We start from the raw sequence: 25,908 nt of genomic DNA, 5'->3' as shown, positions 1-25,908 counted from the left end.
AAGCGCCGTGTAAGCCTGTCCCGCGTGTTGCGGGCCGATAGCAACGTTAGTGATATGGATTGAGATTTGATGCGCGCATTTTTTTCATCCCCTTTCCGCCCTTTTCGGCAAGAGACGCCGTACACCAATGCGATCATGGTGTTTGTCCTGACAACGCTGTTTTATCTGCTGGGCGCGATGATGCGCCTGGTGGAAGAACTTTCCCTCTTCTGGCCGCTCAATGCGGTGATGGCCGGTGTTTTCGCGCGTTATGCCTGGTTGCAGCGCTGGCAATATTATCTGATTAGCTATGTTGCCATGCTGGTGTATGACGCCATCACCACCACCTGGGGCATGGCGTCGCTGATTATCAACTTCTCCAACATGGTGTTTATTATCACCATGGCGCAGCTTATCGGGTTTGAACGTAACCAGATGATCAACGCGCCGGAGCCGGTTAACGCCCTGAAACTCTTTGGCTACTGTCTGCTTGCCGCGCTGCTGTGCGCGTTTTTTGGCGCGCTGGGCTCCGTGGGGATCAATGGTCAGGGGTTTGGCCTGCTGCTGGCCGACTGGTTTGGCGAGCAGTTCTCAACAGGCGTGCTGATCCTGCCTTGTATGCTGACCATGAGTTGGCCGCGTAAACCGCTGAATGTCGAGATACGTAATGTAATGCCGGTGCTCGCCGTTGGCGTATCGATTGTCGCGTCGGTCGCGATTGGCGGCGCAGGCAGCCTGGCGTTTCCGCTCCCGGCGCTGATCTGGTGTGCGGTGCGTTACTCTCTGCCGCTGACATGTCTGGTGACGCTGCTGACCGGCGGGCTGGAGATAATTCTGGTCGCCAGCGGCCATATCAATATTTTCGTCAGTTCACCGCTGCAGATCCCGCATATGTTCTCCGCGCGCCTGGGGATTGCCACCATGGCCATTTGCCCGGTGATTGTCTCGGTCAGCGTTGAGGCGATAAACCGTCTGATGCATCAGGTTTCCCTGCGCGCCGATTTCGATTTCCTGACCCGCGTTTACTCGCGCTCGGGTTTGTATGAGGCGTTAAATCGCGACGCAAAGCGCTTTGCCAACAAACACATCACCGTGATGTTGCTGGATATTGATTACTTCAAAAGTGTCAATGACAGCTACGGTCACGAATGTGGCGATCGGGTGCTGACCTCCTTTGCGCGAAAAGTGCAGCAGGCGCTGGGCGCGCGCGGTGTGCTCGCCCGCATGGGCGGAGAAGAGTTTGCTGTCGTGGCGACAACACAAGACGCCAGTGAAGGAAAACAACTGGCGGAAACGCTGCGCGAAAAAGTGGCGTTGTATCCGTTCAAATGGCAGCAGCAAACGCTGCATTTAACCGTCAGTATTGGTATCAGCCATGGTCAAGCCGATGCCGGGCAATTAACGGCAACGTTCAACGCGCTGCTGGCGGTGGCGGATGAAAATCTCTACCGCTCGAAAAAACGCGGGCGTAACTGCATAACAGATGCTGAACATAACGCGCCGGAAATCGCGGGAAGTGCTATCGGCGGATAATTCCCCGCGCGTGTCGCAGCTGGTGATGACGATAGCGGCAATTAATATCGATAACTTATTAAATTGCTTGCTACTAATTTTTATCGTCAATACTATTATTGCGTATACGTAGCGGAATCATCGCGTTATGAGCGGATCGGATAATTTGAATAAACACGAGCGGATCCCAGGCAGGCGTTTTGCCAGGCGGATGTATCTGATGCGTATTCTGGGAACGCTACTCTGCTTTTTCCCCATTCTTTCCGTCCTTCTTGAACTGCATCGCCCCGTGTGGAGCGTAGTGTTGCTGTGCGCCAATGCCTTTATATGGCCTACCGTCGCGTTTTTGCGCGCGCGCAACGCGCAGATGCCGCTGCAAATTGAACATCAACACCTGGTCTTTGACGCTGGCGCAGGCGGATTCTGGATTGCGCTAATGGCGGTCAACCCGCTGCCGTCGGTGGTGATTGCCACTATTTTGCTCTCTGACCGCTTATCGGCGGGTGGGTTTGTGCTGATGCGTAAAGCAGCACTGGCCATGCTTGCGGCGTTCTTACTGACTTGGCTGGCGCTCGGTTTACCGCTGGAGTTGCAGGTGACACAGCGAACGATGTTCGCCACGTTGCCGCTCATCGGCATCTATATTCTGGCGCTCAGCGCACTTACCGACAGCATTGCCGTCAGGTTGCGGATAAAAAGCCGCGAGCTTGAGCGTATCGCGATGATGGATCCGTTGCTTGATATCGCTAATCGCCGCCTGCTGGAAAAACGGATCCAGTACGAGCTGGAAAAACTGCACGTGACGCCGCGCCACTCCTCGTTGATGTTTATCGATATTGATAATTTTAAAGAGGTGAATGACCGCTTTGGTCATAAAATTGGCGATGCATTACTGGTCACCGTGTCGAAAATTTTGCATATTGCCACCCGCACAACGGACACGCCCGCGCGCCTCGGTGGCGATGAATTTGTGATTTTATTGCCCGATACGCCAGCCGAAGAGGCGTATGCGGTGGCAACCCGGATCATGGATGCGGCTGCGGTAATGACAGTGATGCAGGAGCATGCGTTCAAATGTACGTTGAGCATCGGTATCGCCAGCGCGCTACCGGAAATGCACAGTGTTACCGACTGGTTAAAAGCCGCAGACGACGCGCTGTACCAGGCTAAACGGCTGGGAAAAAACCAGATCTACTCGCACTGACAAACGTGCTGAATAAGCTACGCTTTATGCTGTATGCCGTGAAATTAACGACACTTTTTATAGTGTTGCGCATTAACAGCCTGAGAATGGAAACGGCCCCTTATGAAAATACCTGCTATTCCCGCAGATGAGGAACAACGACTGGCGTCGCTGCGCGACTCCGGGCTTCTGGAAACCGGCGTAACCGAGCGTCTTGACCGCCTTACCCGGCTGGCTAAGCGCATGTTCGATGTCCGCGCGGCGCTGATCACGCTGGTTGATGAAGAGATGCTCTTCTTCAAATCCACGTCGGGTACTGTGCGCGAACCGCTGCCGCGTAAGATTACCTTTTGTGGTCACACCATCTTGCATACTGAACCGTTAATTATTCCGGATACCCACGGCGATGATCGCTTTGCCGATAATCCTCTGGTCACCGGCGAGATGGATATTCGTTTCTATGCGGGGCACCCATTACGTTTGCCGGACGGTGCGGTGGTTGGCTCATTCTGTCTGGTGGACGGCAAAGCACGGCAGTTCACGGACGCTGAACGGGACTACCTGAAAGATTTCGCCATGATCGTTGAAGACGAGTTCGCGGTGATGAGTGCGGCGACCACAGACGAACTGACCGGTTTATTTAACCGGCGCGGTTTTGAAAGCCTGGCGAAGTTCGCCATTGTGGGCGCGCGTCGACGCGCGGAACCGCTAACGCTGGCGTGGATCGATCTCGACAATTTTAAAACGATTAACGACACCTGGGGCCATGGCGAAGGTGACGAAGCGCTGAAAGCGATGGCCTCGGTCATGACTGCCAGCCTGCGCGAAGCGGATCTACGAGTGCGTTATGGCGGCGATGAATTCGCGATTGTCTTTTCCGATACCGATGAGCAGGGTGCATGGATTGCGATGCAGCATCTGGTCGAACAGGTTGAGGCGTGGAATCAGACCTCTGGTAAACCGTGGAAACTGGCGTTTTCCTGGGGGATCAGCGAGTTTGACCATGATGGCTGCGGTGAACTGAAGCCGTGGATGAAGGCGGCAGATCAACAGATGTATGCGATGAAAGAGCGCAACCATCGCGGCCGCTGAACCATCAAAAAAAGCTATGTTTGCCGGGCTTGTGTTAATAAGTTGTAAAGCTGATAGTGGTTGTTTTTAAGGAACAAAAATGACCACTTATCATATCCATTCGCTGGCGGGCGAAGCGCTCGCGTCACAGATTCATTCCCTTTGCGAAGTGCTGGAAAACTGCGTTTCCGGCGGGGCTTCTGTCAGCTTCATGCATCCGCTTTCGCGTGAGAAATCCCTGCAATTCTGGTCCGGCGTCGCCGCAAGTGCCGCGCGCGGGGAACGCATTGTGCTGGTGGCGCAAGACGATACAGGGGAAATTGTGGGCACCGTGCAGGTGGTGCTGGAACAGCCTGAAAACCAGCCACATCGCGCCGATGTGTCAAAGTTACTGGTACATGAAAAAGCCCGCCGCCAGGGGCTGGCGCGCCGTCTGATGGATGCGCTGGAAAGTGAGGCGCTGGCGCACGGTAAAACCGTGCTGGTGCTGGATACTTCCACCGGGAGCGGGGCGGAACATTTCTACCAGCAATGCGGCTGGCAGCGGGTGGGTGAAATCCCGCGCTTCGCGCTGATGCCGGACGGAAATGTGACGGCGACGACAATTTTTTACAAGTTCTTATAATTCGCGCCAATAAGACATCCCATTTTGATCAAAACAGGGTTTCATGGTCTAAAAGTCTGGTAAGTTATTACACCAATCTTCCCAGGTTGTATGACTAATCAAAAAAGGAACCCACTGTGAACACATTAAACCGTCGCAACTTTCCCGGCGCTGAATACCCTGAACGTATTATTCAGTTCGGCGAAGGGAATTTTTTGCGCGCTTTTGTCGACTGGCAAATCGATCTGCTGAATGAGCACACCGACCTCAACGCCGGTGTGGTGGTTGTTCGCCCGATTCAAAGTGATTTCCCGCCGTCCCTGAGCACTCAGGATGGCCTGTATACCACCATTATTCGCGGTCTGAATGAGCAGGGCGAAGCGGTGAGCGACGCGCGCCTGATCCGCTCTGTAAACCGTGAAATCAGCGTCTATTTCCAGTACGACGAGTTCCTGAAACTTGCCCATAACCCGGATATCCGCTTTGTTTTTTCAAACACCACTGAAGCGGGTATCAGCTACCACGCGGGCGATAAATTTGCAGATGCCCCGGCCGTTAGCTACCCGGCCAAACTGACGCGCCTGCTGTTCGAACGCTTCACCCATTTCTCTGGCGCGGCGGATAAAGGCTGGGTGATCATTCCTTGTGAACTGATTGATTACAACGGCGACGCGTTGCGCGAGCTGGTACTGCGTTATGCGCAGGAGTGGGCGCTGGGTGCGGAGTTTACTCAGTGGCTGGATACCGCCAATGCCTTCTGTTCCACGCTGGTTGACCGGATCGTTACCGGTTACCCACGTGATGAAGTGGCGAAACTGGAAGCGGAACTGGGCTACCAGGATTCGTTCCTGGATACCGCTGAGCACTTCTACCTGTTTGTGATTCAGGGACCGAAATCGCTGGCGGCTGAGCTGCGCCTGGATAAATTCCCGCTTAACGTGCTGATTGTTGACGATATTAAACCGTATAAAGAGCGTAAAGTGGCGATCCTCAACGGTGCGCATACGGCCCTGGTGCCGGTGGCGTATCAGGCGGGGCTGGACACCGTGGGTGAAGCGATGAACGACAGCGAAATCTGTGCGTTTGTGGAAAAAGCGATTTACGAAGAGATTATTCCGGTGCTGGATCTGCCGCGCGATGAGCTGGAATCTTTCGCCAGTGCGGTGACCGGGCGTTTCCGTAACCCGTACATCAAACACCAGTTGCTGTCGATTGCCCTGAACGGCATGACCAAATTCCGCACCCGTATTCTGCCGCAATTGCTGGCAGGGCAAAAAGCCCATGGCAAACTGCCAGCGCGCCTGACTTTTGCGCTGGCAGCGTTGATCGCGTTCTATCGCGGTGAGCGTAACGGGCAGGCGTATCCGGTGCAGGACGACGCACACTGGATCGAGCGCTTCCAGCAATTGTGGAGCCAGCATGGCGATCGCCAGATCAGCACCAGCGAACTGGTAAAAGCGGTGCTGTCCGTAAGCGATCACTGGGAACAGGATCTGAGTAAAGTTACGGGTCTGGTGGAGCAGGTTTCACTGGATCTGGACGCAATCCTGCTGCGCGGCATGCGCGATGCGGTTAAACCGCTGTGCTAATCGCACGTTGCTAAGGGAATATCTAACCCGGCTCCGGCCGGGTTTTTCTTTTTTTATCATGGCTAGCCGTGCAGCCGCTGAGCGACAAGATGAGTAACTTCGTGGAGACGCTGAATTTATCGACTGTTAGTTACAACATACTTTAAAATAGTTGTATAACAGGTTTCAGCAACCTCTGCGCCAGCAAAAGTCGGCCAGGGCGACTTTTCGTCACAATTTGTTATCAAACTTGCAACTGTGATTGCGATCACGTTTAATAGTGCCGCTCTCCCTTATGCACACAATTCAAAATGATCGTTCGACCTCAACAACACTGGCTTCCCCGTCTTTTCGTCTGGCACGGTTCCGTACTGCCAAAAATCACGTCGCGTTTGCTGATGAATTTCCTGCTCTCCATTGCGGTGATCTGGATTTTGCCGTGGTACACCTCGCTGGGTATCAAGCTGACCGTTGCGCCGTTCAGCATTCTTGGTGTCGCTATCGCTATCTTTTTAGGTTTTCGTAACAACGCCTGTTTTGCCCGCTACAGCGAAGCAAGGGTGTTGTGGGGACAGTTGATGATCGCCTCGCGTTCGCTGCTGCGTGAAGTGAAAACCACGCTGCCAGACGATGAGGGATTACGGCACTTTATTCAGTTGCAAATCGCCTTCGCGCACTCTCTGCGCATGACGTTGCGCCGCAAGCCACAGGGTGAGGTGCTGGCGAAATACCTCAGCCCAAACGATCTGCATAACGTGCTGAACGCGCATTCACCGGCCAACCGCATTTTGTTGTTAATGGGCGAATGGCTTGGCGAGCGCCGGGCGCAGGGGGGGCTTTCGGATGTTTTATTCAGCAGCATCAACCAGCGGCTGCACGATATGTCCGCCGTGCTTTCTGGCTGCGAGCGCATTTTCACCACGCCATTGCCGTTTGCCTATTCGTTGATTCTGCATCGCACCGTGTACCTGTTCTGCATCATGCTGCCGTTCGCGCTGGTAGTGGATTTGCACTTTATGACCCCGTTTATCTCGGTACTGATTTCCTACACCTTTATTTCGCTGGACACGCTGGCAGAAGAGCTGGAAGACCCGTTTGGCGAAGAGGATAACGACCTGCCGCTGGACGCTATCAGCAACGCCATCGAGATTGATTTACTGCAAATGGTGGATGCCGATGTACTTCCGCACAAAATGACACCAGGCAAAAATTATCAATTAACCTAAACTTTGCTGTGGAGAGTCATCGATCTTTCGATTTTTTCAGTCTGATAGCGAAACCCACAACAGAGAGGGACGTGCGATGGAAAAGTCCGACAGAACTATCTCATTAGCGTTGACCCTGCTGGTCAGCTTCTCGCTTCTCGCCACGGCGTGGGATCTCTCCTTCGTCAGTAACTTGCCTTAACATCATTGGCCGCCAGCAGCGCCCGTGTTTCCTCAGCCGGGCGCTGCAATAGCGCCAGTGCTTCTTCCGCTGAACGCACATTGGTATAACCGATAATCACGCCGTAGCGTTTGGCGGGAGTGTTATACCAGCGCGAGAGCGGGCTAACCTGCAATTGATACCTCTGCCAGATGTCCGCCAGCGCGATATCCTGTGTGCTGGTGCGTAAAAACGCGGCGATATGCATGCCACCATCGCTCACTTCCACGGTAAAAAGCCCCGGATAAATGTGCTCCAGCGCGTCCAGCACATATTTTCTGCGCTGCGAATAGAGCGTACGCATCTTTTTTAAATGCTTATAAAAGTGACCTTCGCCGAGAAACGCTGCGAGGATTTTCTGCGTCAGCACCGGCTGACCGCTTTCGGTAAGTTCTGCCGTTTCACGAAACGCGGCAAGTGTCGCGCGCGGCATGACAATATAGCTAATGCGCAGCGCAGGCATCACCGTCTTGCTGAAAGTGCCCATATAGATAACCCGATCATCAGTATCAAGGCTTTTCAGCGACGGAAGCACTTTACGGGTGTAGTGGAACTCGCCGTCGTAATCATCTTCGATAATCCAGCTGTTATGCTGGCTGGCCCAGGCCAGCAATTGCTGCTTGCGCGGGAGCGAAAGGGTCACCGCCAGTGGGCTATGATGTGACGGTGTCACAAATACCAGCTGCGCATCACGGTGATATTGCTGCAAATAGTCGACATTCAGGCCCTGGCTGTCCACCGGCACAAAGTGCAGATTATTGGCGGCGCGTTTCAGCGCCTGGGTACCAAAATAGTAACCGGGATCTTCAAACAGCACTTTATCCCGTGCCGTGGTAAGCGCATTGAGGATCAACCGCAGGTTGTTGCTGTACCCGCTAGTGATGAAAATCTGATCGGCCGTGCAGGATAAACCGCGCGACACATTCACATAATGCGCAATCGCTTCGCGCAGCGGCGTGTAACCCAGCAGCGGCGGGTTGGTCATCTCCATTGGCGACATCGATCGCACCGCTTTGCCGCACAACAGTAGCCATTTTTTGTAGGGGAAGGCATCCAGAGACGGAATGCCGGGGCGCAAAAAACCGGGGCGATCGCGCAGTACATCCGCAATGCCTGGTGGCGCGTCTGCTGCCTGAGGCGTAATGTCCAGGGTGGGCGGTTCGCTTAGTACCAAATCCGGGTTGACCCGCGTGCCGCGCGCGCCCTGGCTGACCAGATAGCCTTCACCGATCAGAATCGCCCAGGCCGTTTCCACCGTTTTGCGCGCCACGCCTAATTCACTGGCCAGCACACGCACCGAAGGCACTTTATCACCCGGTTTCAACAACCCGCTGGCAATGCTGCGCCGATACTGCTCGTAAATGGCTTTATAACCCGGCTTCATGTCCTACCTCTATTTACGGTTTTTGCATCTTTTTACTATGGCATAAAAGCGTACTATAGCGGCTGTTGAATCCATAAACGAGGCTAAAGACGATGAGCAATCGCGTAAATCTGTTCCAGACCGTTCCGGCATTAATCAAAACCCTCGGCGATGCCAGCCAGGCGTCGCACGCCAGCAGCTTGGATATTGGTATTAAAAATCTGGTCGATATCCGCGCCTCGCAGCTCAACGGCTGCGCATTCTGCCTGGATATGCATGTGAAACAGGCGAAACTGCACGGTGAGCGCGAACTGCGCATTTACCATGTGGCTATCTGGCGTGAATCGCCGCTGTTTACCGCCAAAGAGAAAGCCGCGCTGGCGCTGTGTGAAGCGTTGACCAAACTCGACGCGCATGGCGTGCCTGATGAGCTGTACCGTGAGGCGCGGGAGCATTTCAGCGAAGTGGAACTTTCCGAGCTGGTCTTTTCCATTGCCATTATTAATAGCTGGAACCGCCTGATGGTACTGTCGCAAACCTTACCTGGCGCGCTGGATAAAGCCTACGGACTCGATCGCGCGCACCTCGAGTAACTAACGCGACTCCCGGATAAAGGCAATAAACGCCTGCAACCCCACAGGGATGTGGCGATGTCCGGGATAGTACAAACACAGCCCTTTAAAGGGCTGTGTCCACGCATCCAGCACGCTCACCAGCGTCCCGTTACGCAAATCCTCTTCAATGTAAAAGCCCGGCAGAAAACCCACGCCCAGGCCCGCGCGCACGGCGGCAATCGAGGTAAACAGATCGGTGGTCGACAGCCGTGGCGGAACGGCAACCGCTATGCGCTCGCCGTGGCGCGCCAGCTCCCAGCGGTAATTTCCGCCGCTGGACATGCGCATGCAAATCCCCTGGTGCTGGCGTAAATCATCCGGCGTCTGCGGCGTACCGTGCGCGGCAAACCACGCTGGTGTTGCCACCACGCGCATGCGGATATCCGGCGTGAGCGGCACGGCAATCATATCCTGTGGGACAGACTCCGCCAGGCGGATCCCGGCATCGTAACCATCGGCCACAATGTCGATCATCTTCGCTTCAGTGGCGACCTCCATGCGCATCTGCGGATAGCGCGCCAGAAAACGCACCAGCAGATCATCCAGGAACAGTTGCCCGACGGCTAGCGGGACATTCAGGCGCAACGTACCGGAAGGTTCATCCGCCACGCTGTGGATCTCTTCATGCGCGTGCTGGATTTCGCGCAGTGCCGGGCCAATACGCGCAACAAATCGCTGCCCGGCTTCGGTCAGCGCCACGCTGCGGGTGGTGCGGTGAAATAGCCGAATCGCCAGGCGACTCTCCAGCCCGGCAATGGCGTTACTCACCGCCGTTGGCGACATTCCCAGCTCCTGCGCGGCGGCGCGAAAACTGCCCCGACGCATCACCGCCATCACCACTTCCAGCTCAATCAAACCTGAACGATGCATAGATTATCCCGAATTTCGCAACAACCTTTGCAGCATAGCGTGGATTATCAGCGCGATAAAGCCGTGCCACACTGGCTTTATTGTGAACAGGAGGTGGTTATGCATGCGATTGAACAGATCTCAATTAATGGCGAATGGGTCACACCACAAGGTACAGAACGTTTCGACCTGTTTAACCCGGCAACCGGCGACGTCACCGGCCAGGTGAGGCTCGCTAATGAAGCTGACGCGCTGAACGCTATTGCGGCGGCAAAGGCGGCGTTTCCCGGCTGGTCGCAAACCAGCCTCGATGAGCGAATCGCCGCCCTGATGCGTATGCGCGATGCGATGGAGGCCTGCCAGCCCGCGTTGTTGCAGGCAATTGTCGAGGAGTATGGCGCGCCGGCATCGCGCGCCAGCTGGATGGCGCATTATCCGGTGTCGGTTATCGAGGCGGCGATCGACGCGCTGAACGCGTTTGAGTTCGAATCCGTGGTCGGTCAGGCGCGCGTGGTGATGACCCCGCTCGGCGTCGCCGGGTTAATTACGCCGTGGAACAGCGATGCCGGATTTATCTGCGGCAAACTGGCGGCGGCGCTCGCTGCCGGCTGCACGGCGGTCATCAAGCCGAGTGAGATGAGCGCGCTGCAAACCCACATCGTTACCCAGGCGTTACACGAGGCGCAACTGCCACCGGGCGTGTTCAATATTGTTACCGGGCGCGGCGAAGTGGTGGGTGAGACGCTCAGCCGTCATCCGGACGTGGCGAAAATCTCTTTTACCGGCTCGACGGCGACGGGCAAAGCCATTTTGCGTAACGCGGCAGAGACGTTTAAACGTGTCACGCTGGAACTCGGCGGCAAGTCGCCGACCATTATTCTGGAGGATGCCGATTTAGCCGACGCCGTGCCGCTGGCGATTCAGGCCGGGTTTATGAACAGCGGCCAGGCCTGTGTCGCGGGAACGCGCATTTTGGTGCCTGCCTCGCGCAAAGACGAGTGCGAAGCGGCGCTGGCGCAGGCAGTCGCAGCGGTAAAATCGGGCGATCCGCACGATCCCGCCACGGAAGTAGGCCCGATGGTCAGCGAAAAACAGTGGCAACGCGTGCAGTCCTACATTCGTCTTGGTCAGCAGGAAGGCGCGCGCCTGTTAGCGGGTGGAGAAGGGCGCGCAGCCGGGTGCGAGCGCGGCTGGTCGGTGCGGCCAACGCTCTTTAGCGAGGTCAAAAACAGCATGCGTATTGCGCGCGAAGAGATTTTTGGCCCGGTGTTATCGGTGATCGCCTATCGGGATGACGCCGAAGCGATCGCTATCGCTAACGACACCGATTATGGCCTGAGCGCGCTGGTGCTGGGCCGCGATCCAGAACGCGCACGCCGTGTTGCCGGGCAAATCACCGCCGGGCGGGTGTTGGTCAATACGCTGGCGCACGAGGCTGCCGCGCCATTTGGCGGGTTTAAACATTCGGGGATCGGGCGTGAAATGGGGCGCTGGGGACTGGCGGCCTTTATGGAGCCGAAAAGTATTGTTATGTAGCAAGTAAACGCCGTGCCACCCGCAGCGAGTGGCACGGGTTGCGATTAACGCGCCAGCTGGAAGAAGCGCACGGAGTCGCGCAGCATCTCGCTCTGTTCGGTCATCGACTGGGCGGCAACCGCCGCTTGTTCCACCAGCGTGGCGTTCTGCTGGGTCACCTGGTCCATCTGATCAATCGCCACGCTAATCTCTTTGATCCCCTGATGTTGCTCGGTAGAGGCGGCGGAGATCTCAGCAACAATATCCGTCACTTTGTTTACGGAGGTCACAATCTCTTCCATCGCGCGGCTGGCGGTATCTGCGTAACGCGAACCGTCGGTTATTTTCTCAACGGTGCCTTCAATCAGCTGTTTGATCTCTTTCGCCGCCTCGGCACTTTTCTGCGCCAGGTTGCGCACTTCACCAGCCACCACGGCAAAACCTTTACCCTGTTCACCGGCACGTGCGGCTTCAACGGCAGCGTTCAGCGCCAGAATATTGGTCTGGAAGGCGATGCCTTCAATCACCGAAATGATGTCGACAATTTTCTGCGAGCTGTCAGAGATTTCATGCATGCGTTTCAGCATGTCATGCACCTCTTTACCGCCTTTAACCGCCGTTTGTGACGTCTGGCGTGCCAGATCGCTCGCTTTGCGGGCGTTTTCCGCGTTACTCTTTACGTTTTCCGTAATTTGCTGCATGTTCGACGACGTTTGCACCAGCGAGGCCGCTTGTTCTTCGGTACGCTGTGACAAATCGTTGTTGCCTTCGGCAATTTCGCCTGCGGCGTGGGAAATCGATTCGCTGCCGTCGATAATTCCGGTGATGATTTCCGCCAGTTTATTGTTCATTAAATGAATGGTCGCCAGCAGGCTGTCGCTGTCGCCATCGCGCAGCGCAACCTGGGTACCCAGTTTACCGTCAGCGACTGCCTTCATAATCGACATCGCATAGGCCGGTTCACCGCCAAGTTGGCGCGAGAGATTACGCGAGATAAACAGCGCAATCACGCCGGTGGCGATCAGCGCCAGCAGCAGCAAGCCGCTCAGCAAATAAAGCGCCTGGCGATAACCCGCCTGAGAATCTTCCCCGGCTTTATCACCAATCGCGACTTCCATATCCACCAGCGTCGCCAGATCTTTCATCAACTGGGTACGATATTTTGCGGATACCGCGCCGCTGATTTTGGCCGCTTCCGCCGCATCGCCGCGATTCATGGCGTCGATCACTTTGGCGTTAACATCAACAAAGTTTTTAAAGTTATCCACCACAGTCGCGAACAGGGCGCGCATTTCTTGCGGCTCATTGGCCGAGATTTTTGCGTACTGCTGCTGAGCATTCAGGAAGGTTGCCTGGTTTTGCAGCAATTCGCCGCGATGTTGATCCAGCGACGCCGGCGTGGTGGAAGCAATATACTGCACCTGTTGCAGGCGCATTTCAGCTAAGACGCCTCGCATTTCAAGGGTATAGCGAACACTTGGCATTCTGCTTTCGCGGAACTGGTCAATATTTTTATTGGTGCTGTTAAGTTGATAAATAGAAACAACGCCCAGCAGCAACATCATCACGATCAAGATGGAGAAGCCGATAAGCAGTTTGGTTAATACGGTGGCCTGCGCTATTTTTTTCATAATCCACAACTAAGTAAAGAAAGGTAATATTAATAACGGCAATATTTTAGGAAAAATTGATCTATTTATCTGATCTCAATCACATATCGTTATGATTTTTGTGCAATAGCACACATCGGATTTTTAATTTAGATTAAGGAGAGAGGGGTTGTTAAAAAGGTGGATAAATTATACTTCAGTGAAGTGAAATATTGTTTCAAACAGTGTCTTTGTGCTTGAGTTTATTTTCTGCACACTGCATTTAGTGTGCAGAAAAAATTAATGAGAAATAGTAATCGGCAGTTCATCTGCCCATTTTGCTGCCTGGTTCATGAGTTCTGAAATCGCTGAACTGGGTAAGCCGATTTCATGCGCCACATCGCTGGCTTCATCCCACATCCGCTGCTCGTACAGGCGCGCCAGTCGCACGTAGGGATAGAGTTCACCGCTGTTGGTCTCAAGCGCTTTGGCAACTTCCGACGAGACAGCGATTTGCGCCATCAATTCTTCCAGCGGTAGACCGAGGATCACATCCAGCAACGAAAAGAGACCTGCCATAAAGGCGTCGTTAGAGATGTTATTGGACGAAGTGCGCGCCGCCACCAGTTCGCAAAACTTGGCGCGGATCAGGCTCAGGTAATAGATTTCGGTGTTGGTAACATCCTCGAAGGAGGTCAGACACGCCACCAGTACAAAACGGCGCATTTCGCTGATGCCGAGGTAGACCACGATGTCGCGCAGTGATTGATTGCGAAAACCGCTAATGCCGCGCGTGTTATATAAAATGTTTTGCGCATAACGCATAATTTTAAAAGAGAGTGAAACATCGCGTTTCAGCAAATCTTCTATTTTGTTTAAATTGGGTGATTCAACGTTAACTTCCTGCATAAGCTTCAGGGCAAACGCACGATTTTGCGCCAGTTTATTTCGTTTAGTGACCACCGGTTTGCTGAAAAAATACCCCTGAAAAAGATGAAAACCTAATTTTTTAAAGGTCTCAAACTCTTCATAGGTTTCCACTTTCTCGGCCAGAAAAACCGCATGGCGTAATAATTCCCGATTGGCGCGAATATAATCGCTAATTTCCTTGTGCTGACTTCTCCTTATGTCAAATTTAATCACGTTGACATAGGGCATAAAGGCTTCCCACTGGTTTCCGGGTTCGAAATCATCCAGCGCAATGCGAAATCCCAGCGTGTGCATCCGTTTGACGGTTTCTAGCAGTTTGAGATCCGGTTCGGCGTTTTCCAGAATTTCAATCACCACGCGGTTTACCGGCAGCGTTTCCGCGAGACCTTCGACCAGCAACTGGTAGGGAAAATTGACGTAAACCGTACTGTTGTCGCTCTTCCGGCCCACCGGCGCGCTGAGGAACTGCTCTTCGATTAACTGCGTGGTGGCCTGTTCCGCAGACATATCGGGGAAGCGGTTATCCATGCTGTTCCGAAAGAGGAGTTCGTAACCGACGGTGTTCAATTGCTTATCAAAGATCGCCTGTCTGGCCACAAAAGAATACATTCGCCACCTCGCACACCGTGTACTTTTGTATAAGTTTTCCAAATATATAAGCAACATTAACACCCTGGCTACCGGAACCGTGTGACTGCGGCAAAATATTTGACTTTTATTGTGAAAGAATAGGATAGCAAAGCGGTAAGTGTACAGGCGGCGCGGTTTTTGGCACGGTATAAAAGCCTGATTATCCGCTATATCAGGCTGGTCACGTTACGAAGGTTCAAAACAGAGCGGGCGTTCGCAGCAGGCATCACAACTCGGCGAGCGGCACACCACTTCGCCTTCGCTGTGCAGACAACGCTGGCGGTAGAAAAATTTTTTCCAGCGCATATTGTTGCTGTTCATCTCAACTAAAGGCGCGAAGCAATCGCTCATTAGCTCTCGCAGCTCCGTGCGCGAGCTGAGCCCCAGATCCTGCCACAGGTGATTAAAAGCCAGTGAGACACTGGCAATAATGTGCTGCATCGGCGCGGCATCCGCCGACATATGGCACGCCAGCCACTGTGCCAGCTCCGCGCGCTCTGCGGCGCGCGTGGCGTTAAGTTCGCTCATCAGCTTTTGCCGCAGACGGCAGTCCGCCGGCATTTCTGGCGCAGGCGGGGCGAAACGCGCCTGCAAATTTTCCCAGTCGCTTACGCTTAAACCCATTCTTTCCGGGTAGCAACCTTCACCGTGCAGATAAAGCCACAACAAGCGCCGTAGCCAGTCATCAACGGGCATCATGCCACCCCCTTGTTTTGCCCCTTTGTCGGCGCAGCCTGCCACCAGCGTAATAGCGAGGAAACGATGGGTTGCCAGGCATCATCGACGCAGGGCTGAATGCCGCGCGATTGTAATTTTTGCCACGGTTCGTAGCCGATACGGGCGCAGAAAACGGCTTTCACATCGGCCAGCAAGTCGAGCACGGTGTCCAGTCTTGCATCGCTTTCCGGCGGCTCACAATGATCCGACCCCTGGCAATATTTCGGTGTGAAACGCTCGTTGACCAACACGGCACCCGCCGCCGATAAACTGTAAATACGAAAGCGATCCGCATGACCAAAATGGCAGTCGATCAGCTCGCCATGCGTTGACGCCACCGCCACCAGACAGGCCCCTGCATCATCGGATTCGCCTTTGGTGACGATACTGGCGTGAAGCTGCGCGCGGCGAAACAGCGTCGGCAACCACGGCTGCGGGGCGGATTCTACGGGTGCCAGGGTAAATTGCTGGCTGCGATCTTCGCCGAGCATACCAATCGCATCCGCGCGGCACTGCTGGCAGTGCGTCATTTGCGGCATCACTTCGCCACAGCTTTCGCGCACGCACGCGACCATCTCTGCATCGGGTTCGGCCTGGCCGTTAAGGCCAAACACCGTGCCGTGCTCCGGGCGGGCTATCAGCGGCATAATGTTATGGATAAACGCGCCAGCTTCGCGCAGTTCGCGGCTGACATCGGCCAGCGCGAAATCGTTAATACCGGGGATCAACACCGAGTTGATTTTCACCAGCACGCCTTGCGCCGTCAGGCGACGAACCCCCTCCAGTTGACGGGCTATTAATATTTCACCCGCTTCGCGTCCGCTGTACCGTTCACCCTCGAGCCACAGCCAGGCGTAGATCCGCGCGGCAATTTGCGGGTCAAGTGTATTGATGGTTACCGTCACGTGATCGACGCCAAGACTGACCAGCCGATCAACGGCGTCCGGCAGCATCAAGCCGTTGGTGGAGAGGCACAATTTCATATCCGGTAGCTGTTCGCGCACCATCTCAAGGGTGGTGAAGGTGCGTACGATATTCGCCAGTGGATCGCCGGGTCCGGCAATGCCAACCACCGAAAGTTGCGGAATAGCCGTCGCAACTTGTCGTACTTTCGCCACCGCCTGTTCGGGGGTTAACAGTGAGGAGGAGACGCCAGGCCGGGATTCGTTACTGCAATCAAATTTGCGATTGCAGTAGTTACATTGCAGGTTACAGGAGGGCGCTACCGGTAAATGCATCCGCGCAAAGCGGTGATGACCGCTTTTTGAGTAGCACGGGTGCAGCGCCACTTTACCGGCGATGGCAGCAGAAAGCGGCTCAGACGGCGTTGGCTGACACCGGGAACCGCCAGCGGCGGATGAACAGGACATCATGGAAGTACCTCCGGTTACGGAATTATTCCTGGTGGTTGCAAATCCCGTTCCTGTTTCAACCTGTTGAAAAGTATTGATATTTATTTTTCCGGGTTGTCGGTTTTGTGGCATTTGGCTGACAATGTACCGAATGCCACAACCGCTGTTATAGCCTTGGCAGGGTGATATCCATCGTCTGAATGCGATAGGCGACCTGGCGCGGCGTCATTCCCAGCAAGCGCGCGGCTTTGGCCTGTACCCATCCCGCTTTTTCCAGCGCCGCAATCAGCCGCTGACGCTCGTCAAGGGTGTTATCGAGCCAGTTATCGTCGTGCGAAACGCTGATAACCGGCGGTTTGGCTGGCTGGTCGCGATGATTAAACAAAATCACGTCCCGATCGATCAGACCGTTTTCCGACATCACCGCCGAGCGCTCAAGGCAGTTTTCCAGTTCACGCACATTACCGGGCCAGTTGTAGCTCATCAGCAGGCGGATAGCGCCCTCGCTAATGCGCAGCGTGCGGCTCTGGTTGTGGGCGATTTTACGCACCAGAAAGTGCGCCAGCTCGGCAATGTCCTCCTGGCGTTCGCGCAACGGGGGCAGGGCGATGGGCATCACATTCAGGCGGTAATAGAGATCTTCGCGAAAGTGCCCGAGCCGGACTTCATCTTCCAGATTACGGTTCGTCGCGGCGATAATGCGCACATTCACTTGCAATGTCTCGTCGCCGCCGACGCGTTCCATTTCGCCTTCCTGCAAAATGCGCAGCAGTTTAGCCTGAAACGAAGCGCTACTCTCGCCAATCTCGTCAAGAAACAGCGTGCCGCCATCGGCGAGCTCAAAACGGCCTTTACGCTGGCGTACCGCGCCGGTAAAGGCCCCTTTTTCATGACCGAACAATTCACTTTCGAGCAACGTGTCCGGCAGTGCTGCACAGTTGAATTTCACAAATGGCGCACCGGCGCGCGGTGAATTATGGTGAATGGCATTGGCAATCAGTTCCTTACCGGTGCCGCTCTCGCCGCGCACCAGAACGGTGGTGTCCCAGCGCGAAACCTGACGGATAATCTCCATGGTCTGGCGCATCGCCGGGCTGTTACCGACCATATTCTCGAAGCCGAATGCGCGTGAGGCAGTGCAGGATTTCGGGCTGGCGGCCTGCGCTATGGCGGCGCGCGGGGAAGGGCCCGCGGCCGGTGGGGCCATCAAACGCACGGTTTGCGCCACCAGGTTGGCAACCGTTTCCAGAAAGCGGGTGCAGGCGGGGAGCCGCTCTTCGTAACGCGCCATCGGTTGCGCCGTCAGCACGCCAAACGTCTGCGCATCGGGCCCTACCAGCGGCACGGCGATAAACGGCAGGTTGTAATCATACAACCCGAGCCGGTCAAGAAAGCGCTGATCGTCAGCAACGCGCGCCAGTACTAATGATTGCCCCTGCGAAAGCACCGTCCCGACCAGCCCTTCGCCCGGACGATAGCGGATTTGCGAGCTGCCGGGGATTAACTGCTGATCGGCTTCCTGCAACGCTTCAATAGTCAAAATCGCCTGCTGGCTGTCGTACAGACAGATCATGCCGTGCTGCAAAAAGGCGTCATTGTGCAATACGCACAGCACTTGCTGGAGCGTCTGATCGACTTCGGTCGCCCGGCTGAGTACCACGCTTATGCGCTGCATCGCAGTGAACTGCTGGGACAAATCGAAGCGCCAGACGGTATTACCCGACTCGGTTCGCTGGGTCATTTTGAGCCTCCGGTCAGTGAATGAAATAGCGGGAATCGCAGGGTCAGGCAGCTTCCCCCTTCGGGGTGTGAAGTGAGTTCTATCGCGCCGTGGTGGTGTGCCACCAGCGTCTGGATCAGGCGCAGCTCCATGCCTTTGCCCGGGGCGTTAAGCGCATCCGGCGAGTGGGTATGGCGCAGCGGGATCAGCGGCACATTGTCAGTGATATACAAAGAGAGCCAGCCCTCTTCTTCGCGGGCGTAAATCTGCGTTTGCGCGATGAAATCACCCAGACCGGCGGCAATATCCAGCGTGCGATCGAGCCACAAACTCAGGCAGGCCAACAGTTGCGTACGTTGACCAAATCCCACCAGATGATGGGAATCCAGCGTGACCTGCAAATTTTTACCCTGCTCATAGCGGGTGTGATAAAGCGCCCGCAGATCGTCGAAAAAGGGTTGCAGCGGCCAGACTGCCGCACTTTCCAGCTCCAGCGACGGGCGGCAACGTTTCAGCCGCGCCATCGCCTCTTCACCTTCTCGCCACGCGGCATCCAGCGCCACATTGTTGTTATCACTGCCGTTTAACCGACGCGCCGCCGCCAGCATATTGATGGGGCAGTTAAGCTGGATCAGCGCGGCGTCCAGCGCTTCGCGGATCGCCGCCAGCAGTTTGCCGTTGGTCATCTGCTGCTTAAGGCGGTCAAGCCGTCCCTGTTCCTGCTGCAGGCGTTGTTGGGTGTCGTCGGTGATCACCACCAGCGTGCGCGTCAGCCTGTTATCAATAAAGTAGCGACTGGCTTCTTCGCTGACGCCCGGCAGCGCCCAGCAGGTCACCGACAACCAGCGCACCTCACCGCGCAGCACCACCGGTAAAACCTGACCGTTTGCCAGCTCCGCTTTACGTGCTGAAAAATTGAGTTCGCTCAGGAGCTCTTTTCCGCCGCAGTCGGCACAGAACGTTTTGTAGGCGAGATTATCCATCACCACATGATCGCGTTCATCCACCACAACCACCGCCGCCGGAATGTTATTCAACACCGCTTCGGTCAGCGTCATGTGATTACGCAACCGCTGCTCCAGCGCATAGCTGGCGCTGATATCGCGCTGCATTGCCAGATAGTGTTCCAGTTCGCCAAACGGGTTAATCACCGGGGTGATATCGATCTCGACCAGATACAGGCTGCCGTCGCGGTGGCGGTTGATCAATTGCCCGCGCCACGGTCGGCGTTGTAATAAGGTGTGCCACATATCCTGGTAGATTTCCCGTGGGGTTTGGTGGCTTGCAAGCAGGCGGGGATTTTGTTGCAACAACGCATCCAGCTCATAGCCGGTCTGGCGGCAGAAAGCCGGGTTGGCATAGACAATGCGTGCGTCGGCATCGGTCAGCGAAATGGCGACGGGCGCTTCTTCAACGATGGTAAAAAACAGCCCAGGATGGTGTTGCGAAAGCGCACCGGCGATTGCCTCGGGCGCGCTGGCATCGATCATCATATTCAGGGTCATCGCACACTCCTGCGGTCAGTTAGTCGTGTCGTAGTTCTGACAATTTGTGCCACCTGGCGGCTTTCGCCCGGACAACATGTCAGGTACGTATAACCATGCAAAGAGTGCACCTTTTGGCCGCTAACCTGACAAAACCTTGATCCAGATCGGTATTAAGCGCGCTATCAGCGCCAAAGCCGCGCCAGGCGGGCCTCTGCGAGGGGAACTCGAAGGAAAAAAAGCGCCAGGCTGGTGCATTAATAACCATTCTGGTGCAGGTTTTGCCCGTTACCAAAACTGGCACACTCTTCGCAATATCAGACACGTTCACCGCATTTCCCGGCGGGATCTCTTTTTCAACAGGAGCGTGTGTTATGGCAAATATTGGTATTTTTTTCGGCACCGATACCGGCAAGACCCGCAAAATCGCCAAACAGATCCACCAGAAACTGGGCGGGCTGGCGGATGCGCCGGTCAATATCAACCGAACCGATGTAGACACTTTTCTCTCGTATCCGGTGCTGGTATTAGGCACCCCGACGCTCGGCGACGGGCAACTGCCGGGGCTGGATGCCGGTTGCGAAGATGCGTCGTGGAGTGAATTTGTCACCCAACTGCAGGGCGATAGCCTGCGTGGTAAAACGGTGGCGTTGTTTGGGCTGGGCGATCAGGTGGGTTACCCGGATAATTTCGCCAGCGGTCTGCGCCCGCTATATGACACGCTGAAACGCTGCGGGGCGCAGATGGTCGGCCACTGGCCCAATGAGGGATATACCTTTGGTTCATCGTCCGCGCTTGAGGCGGATAACTTTATCGGTCTGGTGCTGGATCAGGATAACCAGTACGACCAGACCGATGAACGCATCGAAGCGTGGCTGGAGACGCTCAAACCGCTGATCCTCTAATGCCTGAAGCCCGGCGGATAACCGATCACCGGGCTTTTCAGCGCGCCTGTAATAATGACGCCAGCCACTGGCGTTGCCACTGCTGTTGGGACTGACGGAACAAATACTCCCGCGCTTTCGCCAGCGCTTCATCTTGCGCCATCAGTGCCGGTTGGCGGATCTGCTCACACCACAATAAATGCCAGCCCAGCGCCGTTTCGACCGGCTGGCTAACCTCGTCTGTTTGTAGCGTAAACAGCGCGTTTTCCAGTTCCGCAAAGAGCAGGCCACGACTGACCCAGCCCAGACGCCCCCCTTCCAGCGCGCTGGGACAGTGCGAATGGCGCGCTGCCAGCCGGGAAAAGGCCGCGCGGTTATCACGGATTTGCTGATAAAAGCGGGTGATCTGTGTTCTTATTCCAGCGTGGTTTTGCTCTGTGGTCAGCAGCAGATGCGAGGTTAAGCGTTGTTCCGGGCGCATAAATTGTGCCTGATGCTGCTGATACCAGCGCCGCACGCTCGTGTCGTCCGGGACCGGGGCAGTGCTGGCAACTTCAGCAAACTGCTTTTCCAGACGGGCATGATGCACAATCACCGCCTGGCGCTCGGCAGGGGTAAAAGGGCACTCATCAAGCTGCGGAGCCAGCGATTCGGCCACGGCATTACGCAGCTCGTCAGTAATGATGGCGTCGCGCGTAATAGCAACGACTGCCCGTTCGAGCTGGCGCTGGCGCGCCCAGGCGCGGTCAAATGCCTGCTGTTGTGCCGCCGGGATGTTTTCCGGCTCGCAGTGCCAGCGGGTCAGCGCCAGTCGTCGGCGGGCGAAACGCTCCCACGGCATCACTGTGGCGTCTCCAGCAAAATCATGGCGCGGGCGGGAACCTGAAACCAGCGCCCGGAAAAGGTGACAGTGTAACTCTCTGCGTCGTCTCCCTGGCCCGTGGCGGCGATCTGGCCTTGTTCTCCGGCGGCCACCACAATGTTATCGCCGATGGCCAGCGCGTGGCGGCAGGCGACGGTATCGCCATACTGGAACTGTCCGGCGTGCCAGGGGGCGGAAAGCGGCAGCAGTTCCTGCTCACGGCAGCCCACAATCAAACCGCAATCGGGAAAGTGGATTTGATAAATCACTTTTTCCATCAGGAACATGCCCCATTCACGGACAAAACCCGTGCTACCCCGACGCACCAGCAAATCGCCGCGCCGGTAACCCGGCATGGTGCCATCGTTGCGGATTGCGCGGCTAACGCGAACTTCCTCACCGAACGCATACTTTGGTTTCATGATGTCGGCTCCGTTGTACAGTGTTCATAGCTTTCCGCCAGTAGTCTGCGCGCCAGTAACCAGGGATCGCGGGGAGTGGCTTCAAGCAGATTCCGCAGCGGCACATGATCACGCAGGCGCTGGTGAAATTCGCGCAGCACCGGCAGGCAGCAACGGCGCAGCGTCAGCGGTTCATAAGGCACAGAGAAAAAGGTAAAAAAGGACTCGGCGCTGTCGAGTTCAGCCACGCCGGGGATCTGATAAAACCATTCCATCTTTAACCCCTCGCCAGGTGTGCGGCGTCTGACCCACACAAGGTGGTGTAAAGCGCAATCAGTTCATCGTCTTGCGGCGTGCGTTTGCTGCTTTCCGCCACGCGGCGAATGGCGGGCAGCAGCAGGTCGACTTGCAGGGCGTTAAGGTGATAGCCCAGCCGGGTAAACACACCTTCCACGGCCTGGCGACCGGAGTGCTTACCGAGCACCAGCCGGTATTCGCGGCCGATCAGCGCCGGATCAATGGCCTGGTAGCTTTCGCGATCGCGCAGCAGGGCGGCGACATGCACGCCGGATTCGTGGGTAAATACCTGCGCGCCAACCAGCGGTTGCTGTGGGTCAATGGGTCGCCGGGCGGCATCGGCGACCTGCTGGCAGAGCATCGGTAATTGCGTGAAATCCACGCCACTATCCAGACCCAGACAGCGGCTCAGCCCGAGTGCGACGGTTTCCAGCGCGGCGTTTCCGGCGCGTTCGCCAAGGCCCAGCACGGTCGTATTTACACTGGTTGCCCCGGCGCGAACCGCCGCCAGCGTATTGGCGGTCGCCATACCGAGATCGTTATGGGCGTGCATTTCAATTTCACCGGGCCAGCTTTGACGCAGCGCGCTGATACGCTGAGCGGTGGTGAAAGGGTCGAGCAGGCCAAGGGTATCGGCAAAACGCAGCCGCTGTGCGCCTGCGCTGCGGGCGACGTGGGCAATCTCCGCCAATGTCCGATCGCTGGCGCGGGATGCGTCTTCGCAACCAATACATACCTGTAATCCCTGCTGTCGCGCCTGCGCAATCAGCGTGGCCAGCTTATCCAGCACGACCGGCAGCGGTTCGCGCAATTTGTACTGGCGCAGCTTGTCAGAAGCCGGTAGCGAGATATCCACCCAGTCCATGCCGAGATCGGCGCTCTGGCTGATTTCATCGGTATTCATGCGACACCAGGCCATGAGCGTGGCGTCAGGCAGTTGCTGGCGAACTTGTCGCATCCGCTGGCGTTCTTCGCCGCCCATCGCCGGAGTGCCAACTTCCAGCGCGGTCACCCCGGCGGCAAACAGCGCTTCGGCAATGGCGATTTTCTCGCTGGCGCAAAAGGCGACGCCGGGGCTCTGTTCGCCATCGCGCAGCGTGGTGTCATTGATCACAACCCTGGACATGTCGCCGCCTTAGCCGTAAACCGGCGCAAAGGTAGCGGGGGCAGAACCATCCTGCCAGTAGGGCGAAAGCGCGCGCAGACGGGTAATAATGGCTGGCAGCGTCTCGATCACATAGTCGATCTCCTTTTCCCGCGTATAGCGCGAGAGTGAAAAACGGATACTGCCATGCGCCGCCGTGTAGGGAATGTTCATCGCCCGCATCACATGCGACGGTTCCAGCGAGCCGGAGGTGCAGGCGCTGCCGCTGGACGCGGCGATCCCCGCCTGGTTGAGGAGCAGTAAAATGGCTTCCCCTTCGATAAATTCGAACGCCAGGTTTGCCGTGCCGGGAACGCGGGGTTGATCACCGCCCATCACCATCACTGACGGCACCTGTTTGACCAGTTCGTCTTGCAGGCGATCGCGCAGGCTGGCGATGCCCGCGCTACCCGGCAGGTGTATCTGCGCCAGTTCGCACGCCGCGCCCATGCCGACAATGCCAGCGATATTCTCTGTACCGGCGCGGCGACCGCGCTCCTGATGCCCACCGCGCAGCAGCGGACGAAAGCGGGTGCCACGGCGCAAATAGAGGCAACCCACACCTTTTGGCCCGTGCAGTTTATGCGCCGAGCAGGAGAGCATATCGATCTGCGTGCGGGCGATATCCAGCGGGATTTTGCCCACCACTTGTACCGCGTCGCAGTGAAACAGCGCGCCATATTCCTGCGCCATAGCGGCCATTTCGATCACCGGAAACAGCACCCCGGTTTCATTATTCGCCCACATTATGCTGACCGCCGCCACACGCGTGCTCAGCGCGCGGCGATACTGTTCCATATCCACTGCGCCGCTGGCATTAACGCCAATACGATGGATAAGGTAGCCCTGGCGTTCCAGATGTTCGCACACGGCGAGAGTGGCCGGGTGTTCAACGGCGGTGGTAATAATCTCCCGGCGCTCCGGCATCAGCTCAACGCAGGCGTGCAGTGCGGTGCTGGTGGCCTCGGTCGCGCAGGAGGTGAAAATGATTTCGCTACTGTGATCGGCGCCCAGCAGCGCGGCGACTTGCTGGCGAGCACGTTCAAGCGCGGCGCGGGAGGGGGTGCCAAAGTCGTGAATCGATGACGGGTTGCCGTAATGTTCAGTTAAGAATGGCATCATCGCTTCCAGCACCATCGGATCGATACGGGTGGTGGCGTTATTGTCCAGATAGACCTGCTTCATATTTTCTCCCCCATCGGTTGACATGTGGTGGCTCAGGCGGCCACGACGTCCATATAACAGCCGGTACGCTCCATCAGTTTTTGCTGGAGCCAGGCGAGCGTCATGTCGGTCATCATGCAGCCGCTGCAACTGCCGGAAAGGCTGACGGTCACGATATGATTGTTGACGCTAAGCAGCGACATATCGCCGCCATCGGCCTGGATATGCGGACGTAATTCGGTGATCGCATCGACAACTTCCTGCCAGTGCGGATCTTTCTCCGCTGCGACGGCAGTGGCGGCCTGCGGGTGCTGAGCGAGAATATCGGCCAGCGCCAGTTCAATTTTTTCATGGCACGCGGTGCAGCCGCCGCCCGCTTTGGTGTAGTTGATCACCTCTTCAAGGGTGGTCAACCCGTTACTCAGCACCGCCCGGCGAATTTGCCCTTCATCGACGCCAAAGCATTTGCAAATCAGCGTGCCTTCTTCGTGCTCATCGATCAGCGTTTCGCCACGGTAGTGGGCAATCGCCGCCCGCAGCGCCTCCTGGCCCATCACCGAGCAGTGCATTTTTTGCGGCGGCAGGCCATCGAGGTAATCCGCAATCTGCTGGTTGGTCACCTGCTCAGCCTGCGCCAGCGTGCGGCCAATAATCAGCTCGGTGAGCGCGGAAGAGGAGGCAATCGCGCTGCCGCAGCCAAACGTCTGAAACCCGGCTTCGAGGATGGTTTCACTTTGCGGATCCACGCGCAGCATCAGCCGCAGCGCATCGCCACAGCTCAACGAACCCACATCGCCCACGGCGTTGGCGTTATCCACCACCCGCGCGTTACGGGGATTAAAAAAATGATCTTTCACTTTCTCGGAGTAATTCCACATGTGCCTGGCTCCCAGGAGAGATGACGGAAAGCGCCGTGGCGCATTTCACCGCCTCAATCAACGGCGGGTGATGACAATCAAGCAAAAGCAATACCAGAAGGGAAAAGCGCTGCATTTCAATGAAGTAAGTTAATGAGCCAACATAAAACCCGGCGCTGTGTCGCGATTTTATG

Annotated in this window: 23 protein-coding genes; 9 read left to right on the top strand and 14 right to left on the bottom strand. The window is 56.2% G+C overall.

What is annotated here, in order from left to right:
- Positions 1–69 precede the first annotated feature (69 nt).
- From M8Q36_RS19080 to M8Q36_RS19055, 6 genes are all read left to right on the top strand, one after another.
- Positions 70–1,512, top strand: a complete 1,443-nt coding sequence (locus tag M8Q36_RS19080; RefSeq protein ID WP_249881967.1) for a GGDEF domain-containing protein — start codon at positions 70–72, stop codon at positions 1,510–1,512.
- Positions 1,513–1,702: 190 nt separating this feature from the next.
- Positions 1,703–2,695 carry a sensor domain-containing diguanylate cyclase gene (locus M8Q36_RS19075; protein ID WP_249882814.1) on the top strand — a complete coding sequence of 331 codons (993 nt, stop codon included), beginning with the start codon at positions 1,703–1,705 and terminating at the stop codon, positions 2,693–2,695.
- A 102-nt stretch (positions 2,696–2,797) separates the two neighbouring features.
- Positions 2,798–3,766: a sensor domain-containing diguanylate cyclase gene (locus M8Q36_RS19070; protein WP_249881966.1), complete on the top strand. Its 969-nt coding sequence runs from the start codon at positions 2,798–2,800 to the stop codon at positions 3,764–3,766.
- Positions 3,767–3,845: 79 nt separating this feature from the next.
- Complete coding sequence (locus M8Q36_RS19065; RefSeq protein ID WP_249881965.1) at positions 3,846–4,370, top strand: GNAT family N-acetyltransferase; 525 nt, start codon at positions 3,846–3,848, stop codon at positions 4,368–4,370.
- 116 nt (positions 4,371–4,486) lie between these two features.
- Complete coding sequence (locus M8Q36_RS19060) at positions 4,487–5,938, top strand: tagaturonate reductase (RefSeq protein ID WP_249881964.1); 1,452 nt, start codon at positions 4,487–4,489, stop codon at positions 5,936–5,938.
- Positions 5,939–6,228: 290 nt separating this feature from the next.
- Positions 6,229–7,143, top strand: a complete 915-nt coding sequence (locus M8Q36_RS19055; protein WP_249881963.1) for a bestrophin family protein — start codon at positions 6,229–6,231, stop codon at positions 7,141–7,143.
- Positions 7,144–7,307: 164 nt separating this feature from the next.
- On the opposite strand, the gene pdxR is transcribed toward M8Q36_RS19055, so the two are convergent.
- On the bottom strand, positions 7,308–8,726 hold the full coding sequence (gene pdxR, locus M8Q36_RS19050) for a MocR-like pyridoxine biosynthesis transcription factor PdxR (protein WP_249881962.1): 1,419 nt from the start codon (positions 8,724–8,726) through the stop codon (positions 7,308–7,310).
- 92 nt (positions 8,727–8,818) lie between these two features.
- On the opposite strand from pdxR, the gene M8Q36_RS19045 reads away from it, so the two are divergent.
- Positions 8,819–9,298, top strand: a complete 480-nt coding sequence (locus M8Q36_RS19045) for a carboxymuconolactone decarboxylase family protein (RefSeq protein WP_249881961.1) — start codon at positions 8,819–8,821, stop codon at positions 9,296–9,298.
- Here the strand turns inward: M8Q36_RS19045 and M8Q36_RS19040 are convergent, their stop codons facing one another.
- Positions 9,299–10,189, bottom strand: a complete 891-nt coding sequence (locus tag M8Q36_RS19040) for a LysR family transcriptional regulator (RefSeq protein WP_249881960.1) — start codon at positions 10,187–10,189, stop codon at positions 9,299–9,301.
- A 99-nt stretch (positions 10,190–10,288) separates the two neighbouring features.
- Here M8Q36_RS19040 and M8Q36_RS19035 point away from each other — a divergent pair, with 99 nt between their 5' ends.
- Positions 10,289–11,704 (top strand): aldehyde dehydrogenase family protein, encoded by a 1,416-nt coding sequence (locus tag M8Q36_RS19035; protein ID WP_249881959.1) that lies wholly within the window; start codon positions 10,289–10,291, stop codon positions 11,702–11,704.
- A 44-nt stretch (positions 11,705–11,748) separates the two neighbouring features.
- Here the strand turns inward: M8Q36_RS19035 and M8Q36_RS19030 are convergent, their stop codons facing one another.
- The 6 genes from M8Q36_RS19030 to nifL form a co-directional block, all read right to left on the bottom strand.
- A complete protein-coding gene (locus tag M8Q36_RS19030; RefSeq protein ID WP_249881958.1) occupies positions 11,749–13,314 on the bottom strand; it encodes a methyl-accepting chemotaxis protein in 1,566 nt (521 codons plus the stop codon).
- 258 nt (positions 13,315–13,572) lie between these two features.
- Entirely contained in the window at positions 13,573–14,811 is a 1,239-nt protein-coding gene (locus tag M8Q36_RS19025; RefSeq protein WP_249881957.1) for an EAL and HDOD domain-containing protein, read from the bottom strand.
- Positions 14,812–15,018: 207 nt separating this feature from the next.
- Complete coding sequence (locus M8Q36_RS19020) at positions 15,019–15,531, bottom strand: nitrogen fixation protein NifQ (protein WP_249881956.1); 513 nt, start codon at positions 15,529–15,531, stop codon at positions 15,019–15,021.
- Complete coding sequence (gene nifB / locus M8Q36_RS19015) at positions 15,528–16,922, bottom strand: nitrogenase cofactor biosynthesis protein NifB (protein WP_249881955.1); 1,395 nt, start codon at positions 16,920–16,922, stop codon at positions 15,528–15,530. Before nifB ends, M8Q36_RS19020 begins: the two co-directional genes overlap by 4 nt.
- Positions 16,923–17,067: 145 nt before the next feature.
- A complete protein-coding gene (nifA, locus tag M8Q36_RS19010; RefSeq protein WP_249881954.1) occupies positions 17,068–18,642 on the bottom strand; it encodes a nif-specific transcriptional activator NifA in 1,575 nt (524 codons plus the stop codon).
- Positions 18,639–20,126 (bottom strand): nitrogen fixation negative regulator NifL, encoded by a 1,488-nt coding sequence (nifL, locus tag M8Q36_RS19005; RefSeq protein ID WP_249881953.1) that lies wholly within the window; start codon positions 20,124–20,126, stop codon positions 18,639–18,641. The genes nifA and nifL overlap by 4 nt, the downstream gene beginning before the upstream one ends.
- Positions 20,127–20,479: 353 nt before the next feature.
- Between nifL and M8Q36_RS19000 the strand changes: the two genes are divergently transcribed.
- A complete protein-coding gene (locus M8Q36_RS19000) occupies positions 20,480–21,010 on the top strand; it encodes a flavodoxin (protein WP_249881952.1) in 531 nt (176 codons plus the stop codon).
- A gap of 37 nt (positions 21,011–21,047) precedes the next feature.
- Here the strand turns inward: M8Q36_RS19000 and nifM are convergent, their stop codons facing one another.
- From nifM to nifU, 6 genes are read right to left on the bottom strand one after another with little or no spacing between them, the layout of a single operon-like run.
- Positions 21,048–21,833 carry a nitrogen fixation protein NifM gene (gene nifM / locus M8Q36_RS18995; protein WP_249881951.1) on the bottom strand — a complete coding sequence of 262 codons (786 nt, stop codon included), beginning with the start codon at positions 21,831–21,833 and terminating at the stop codon, positions 21,048–21,050.
- On the bottom strand, positions 21,830–22,273 hold the full coding sequence (locus M8Q36_RS18990) for a nitrogen fixation protein NifZ (protein ID WP_249881950.1): 444 nt from the start codon (positions 22,271–22,273) through the stop codon (positions 21,830–21,832). Before M8Q36_RS18990 ends, nifM begins: the two co-directional genes overlap by 4 nt.
- The gene (locus tag M8Q36_RS18985; protein WP_249881949.1) at positions 22,270–22,527 is read right to left on the bottom strand and encodes a nitrogenase-stabilizing/protective protein NifW; all 258 of its coding nucleotides are present in this window, start codon (positions 22,525–22,527) and stop codon (positions 22,270–22,272) included. Before M8Q36_RS18985 ends, M8Q36_RS18990 begins: the two co-directional genes overlap by 4 nt.
- A 2-nt stretch (positions 22,528–22,529) precedes the next feature.
- Positions 22,530–23,675: a homocitrate synthase gene (gene nifV / locus M8Q36_RS18980; RefSeq protein WP_249881948.1), complete on the bottom strand. Its 1,146-nt coding sequence runs from the start codon at positions 23,673–23,675 to the stop codon at positions 22,530–22,532.
- A 9-nt stretch (positions 23,676–23,684) separates the two neighbouring features.
- A complete protein-coding gene (nifS, locus tag M8Q36_RS18975; protein WP_249881947.1) occupies positions 23,685–24,878 on the bottom strand; it encodes a cysteine desulfurase NifS in 1,194 nt (397 codons plus the stop codon).
- Between the two features lie 32 nt (positions 24,879–24,910).
- Positions 24,911–25,735, bottom strand: coding sequence for a Fe-S cluster assembly protein NifU (gene nifU, locus M8Q36_RS18970; protein ID WP_249881946.1), 825 nt, complete (start codon positions 25,733–25,735; stop codon positions 24,911–24,913).
- Between the last annotated feature and the right edge of the window lie 173 nt (positions 25,736–25,908).

This window comes from Kosakonia sp. R1.Fl, from assembly GCF_023516815.1.
Lineage (GTDB): Bacteria > Pseudomonadota > Gammaproteobacteria > Enterobacterales > Enterobacteriaceae > Kosakonia.
The sequence above is the reverse complement of the archived record's forward strand: the minus strand, read 5'-3'. Positions and strand labels throughout refer to the sequence as shown.

What these genes read in the sequence shown, in the direction of transcription:
- M8Q36_RS19080 (WP_249881967.1), top strand. Translation starts at nt 70, where the DNA reads ATGCGCGCATTTTTTTCATCCCCTTTCCGCCCTTTTCGGCAAGAGACG.
- M8Q36_RS19075 (WP_249882814.1), top strand. Translation starts at nt 1,703, where the DNA reads ATGTATCTGATGCGTATTCTGGGAACGCTACTCTGCTTTTTCCCCATT.
- M8Q36_RS19070 (WP_249881966.1), top strand. Translation starts at nt 2,798, where the DNA reads ATGAAAATACCTGCTATTCCCGCAGATGAGGAACAACGACTGGCGTCG.
- M8Q36_RS19065 (WP_249881965.1), top strand. Translation starts at nt 3,846, where the DNA reads ATGACCACTTATCATATCCATTCGCTGGCGGGCGAAGCGCTCGCGTCA.
- M8Q36_RS19055 (WP_249881963.1), top strand. Translation starts at nt 6,229, where the DNA reads ATGATCGTTCGACCTCAACAACACTGGCTTCCCCGTCTTTTCGTCTGG.
- pdxR (WP_249881962.1), bottom strand. Translation starts at nt 8,726, where the DNA reads ATGAAGCCGGGTTATAAAGCCATTTACGAGCAGTATCGGCGCAGCATT.
- M8Q36_RS19045 (WP_249881961.1), top strand. Translation starts at nt 8,819, where the DNA reads ATGAGCAATCGCGTAAATCTGTTCCAGACCGTTCCGGCATTAATCAAA.
- M8Q36_RS19040 (WP_249881960.1), bottom strand. Translation starts at nt 10,189, where the DNA reads ATGCATCGTTCAGGTTTGATTGAGCTGGAAGTGGTGATGGCGGTGATG.
- M8Q36_RS19035 (WP_249881959.1), top strand. Translation starts at nt 10,289, where the DNA reads ATGCATGCGATTGAACAGATCTCAATTAATGGCGAATGGGTCACACCA.
- M8Q36_RS19030 (WP_249881958.1), bottom strand. Translation starts at nt 13,314, where the DNA reads ATGAAAAAAATAGCGCAGGCCACCGTATTAACCAAACTGCTTATCGGC.
- M8Q36_RS19025 (WP_249881957.1), bottom strand. Translation starts at nt 14,811, where the DNA reads ATGTATTCTTTTGTGGCCAGACAGGCGATCTTTGATAAGCAATTGAAC.
- M8Q36_RS19020 (WP_249881956.1), bottom strand. Translation starts at nt 15,531, where the DNA reads ATGATGCCCGTTGATGACTGGCTACGGCGCTTGTTGTGGCTTTATCTG.
- nifB (WP_249881955.1), bottom strand. Translation starts at nt 16,922, where the DNA reads ATGATGTCCTGTTCATCCGCCGCTGGCGGTTCCCGGTGTCAGCCAACG.
- nifA (WP_249881954.1), bottom strand. Translation starts at nt 18,642, where the DNA reads ATGACCCAGCGAACCGAGTCGGGTAATACCGTCTGGCGCTTCGATTTG.
- nifL (WP_249881953.1), bottom strand. Translation starts at nt 20,126, where the DNA reads ATGACCCTGAATATGATGATCGATGCCAGCGCGCCCGAGGCAATCGCC.
- M8Q36_RS19000 (WP_249881952.1), top strand. Translation starts at nt 20,480, where the DNA reads ATGGCAAATATTGGTATTTTTTTCGGCACCGATACCGGCAAGACCCGC.
- M8Q36_RS18990 (WP_249881950.1), bottom strand. Translation starts at nt 22,273, where the DNA reads ATGAAACCAAAGTATGCGTTCGGTGAGGAAGTTCGCGTTAGCCGCGCA.
- M8Q36_RS18985 (WP_249881949.1), bottom strand. Translation starts at nt 22,527, where the DNA reads ATGGAATGGTTTTATCAGATCCCCGGCGTGGCTGAACTCGACAGCGCC.
- nifV (WP_249881948.1), bottom strand. Translation starts at nt 23,675, where the DNA reads ATGTCCAGGGTTGTGATCAATGACACCACGCTGCGCGATGGCGAACAG.
- nifS (WP_249881947.1), bottom strand. Translation starts at nt 24,878, where the DNA reads ATGAAGCAGGTCTATCTGGACAATAACGCCACCACCCGTATCGATCCG.
- nifU (WP_249881946.1), bottom strand. Translation starts at nt 25,735, where the DNA reads ATGTGGAATTACTCCGAGAAAGTGAAAGATCATTTTTTTAATCCCCGT.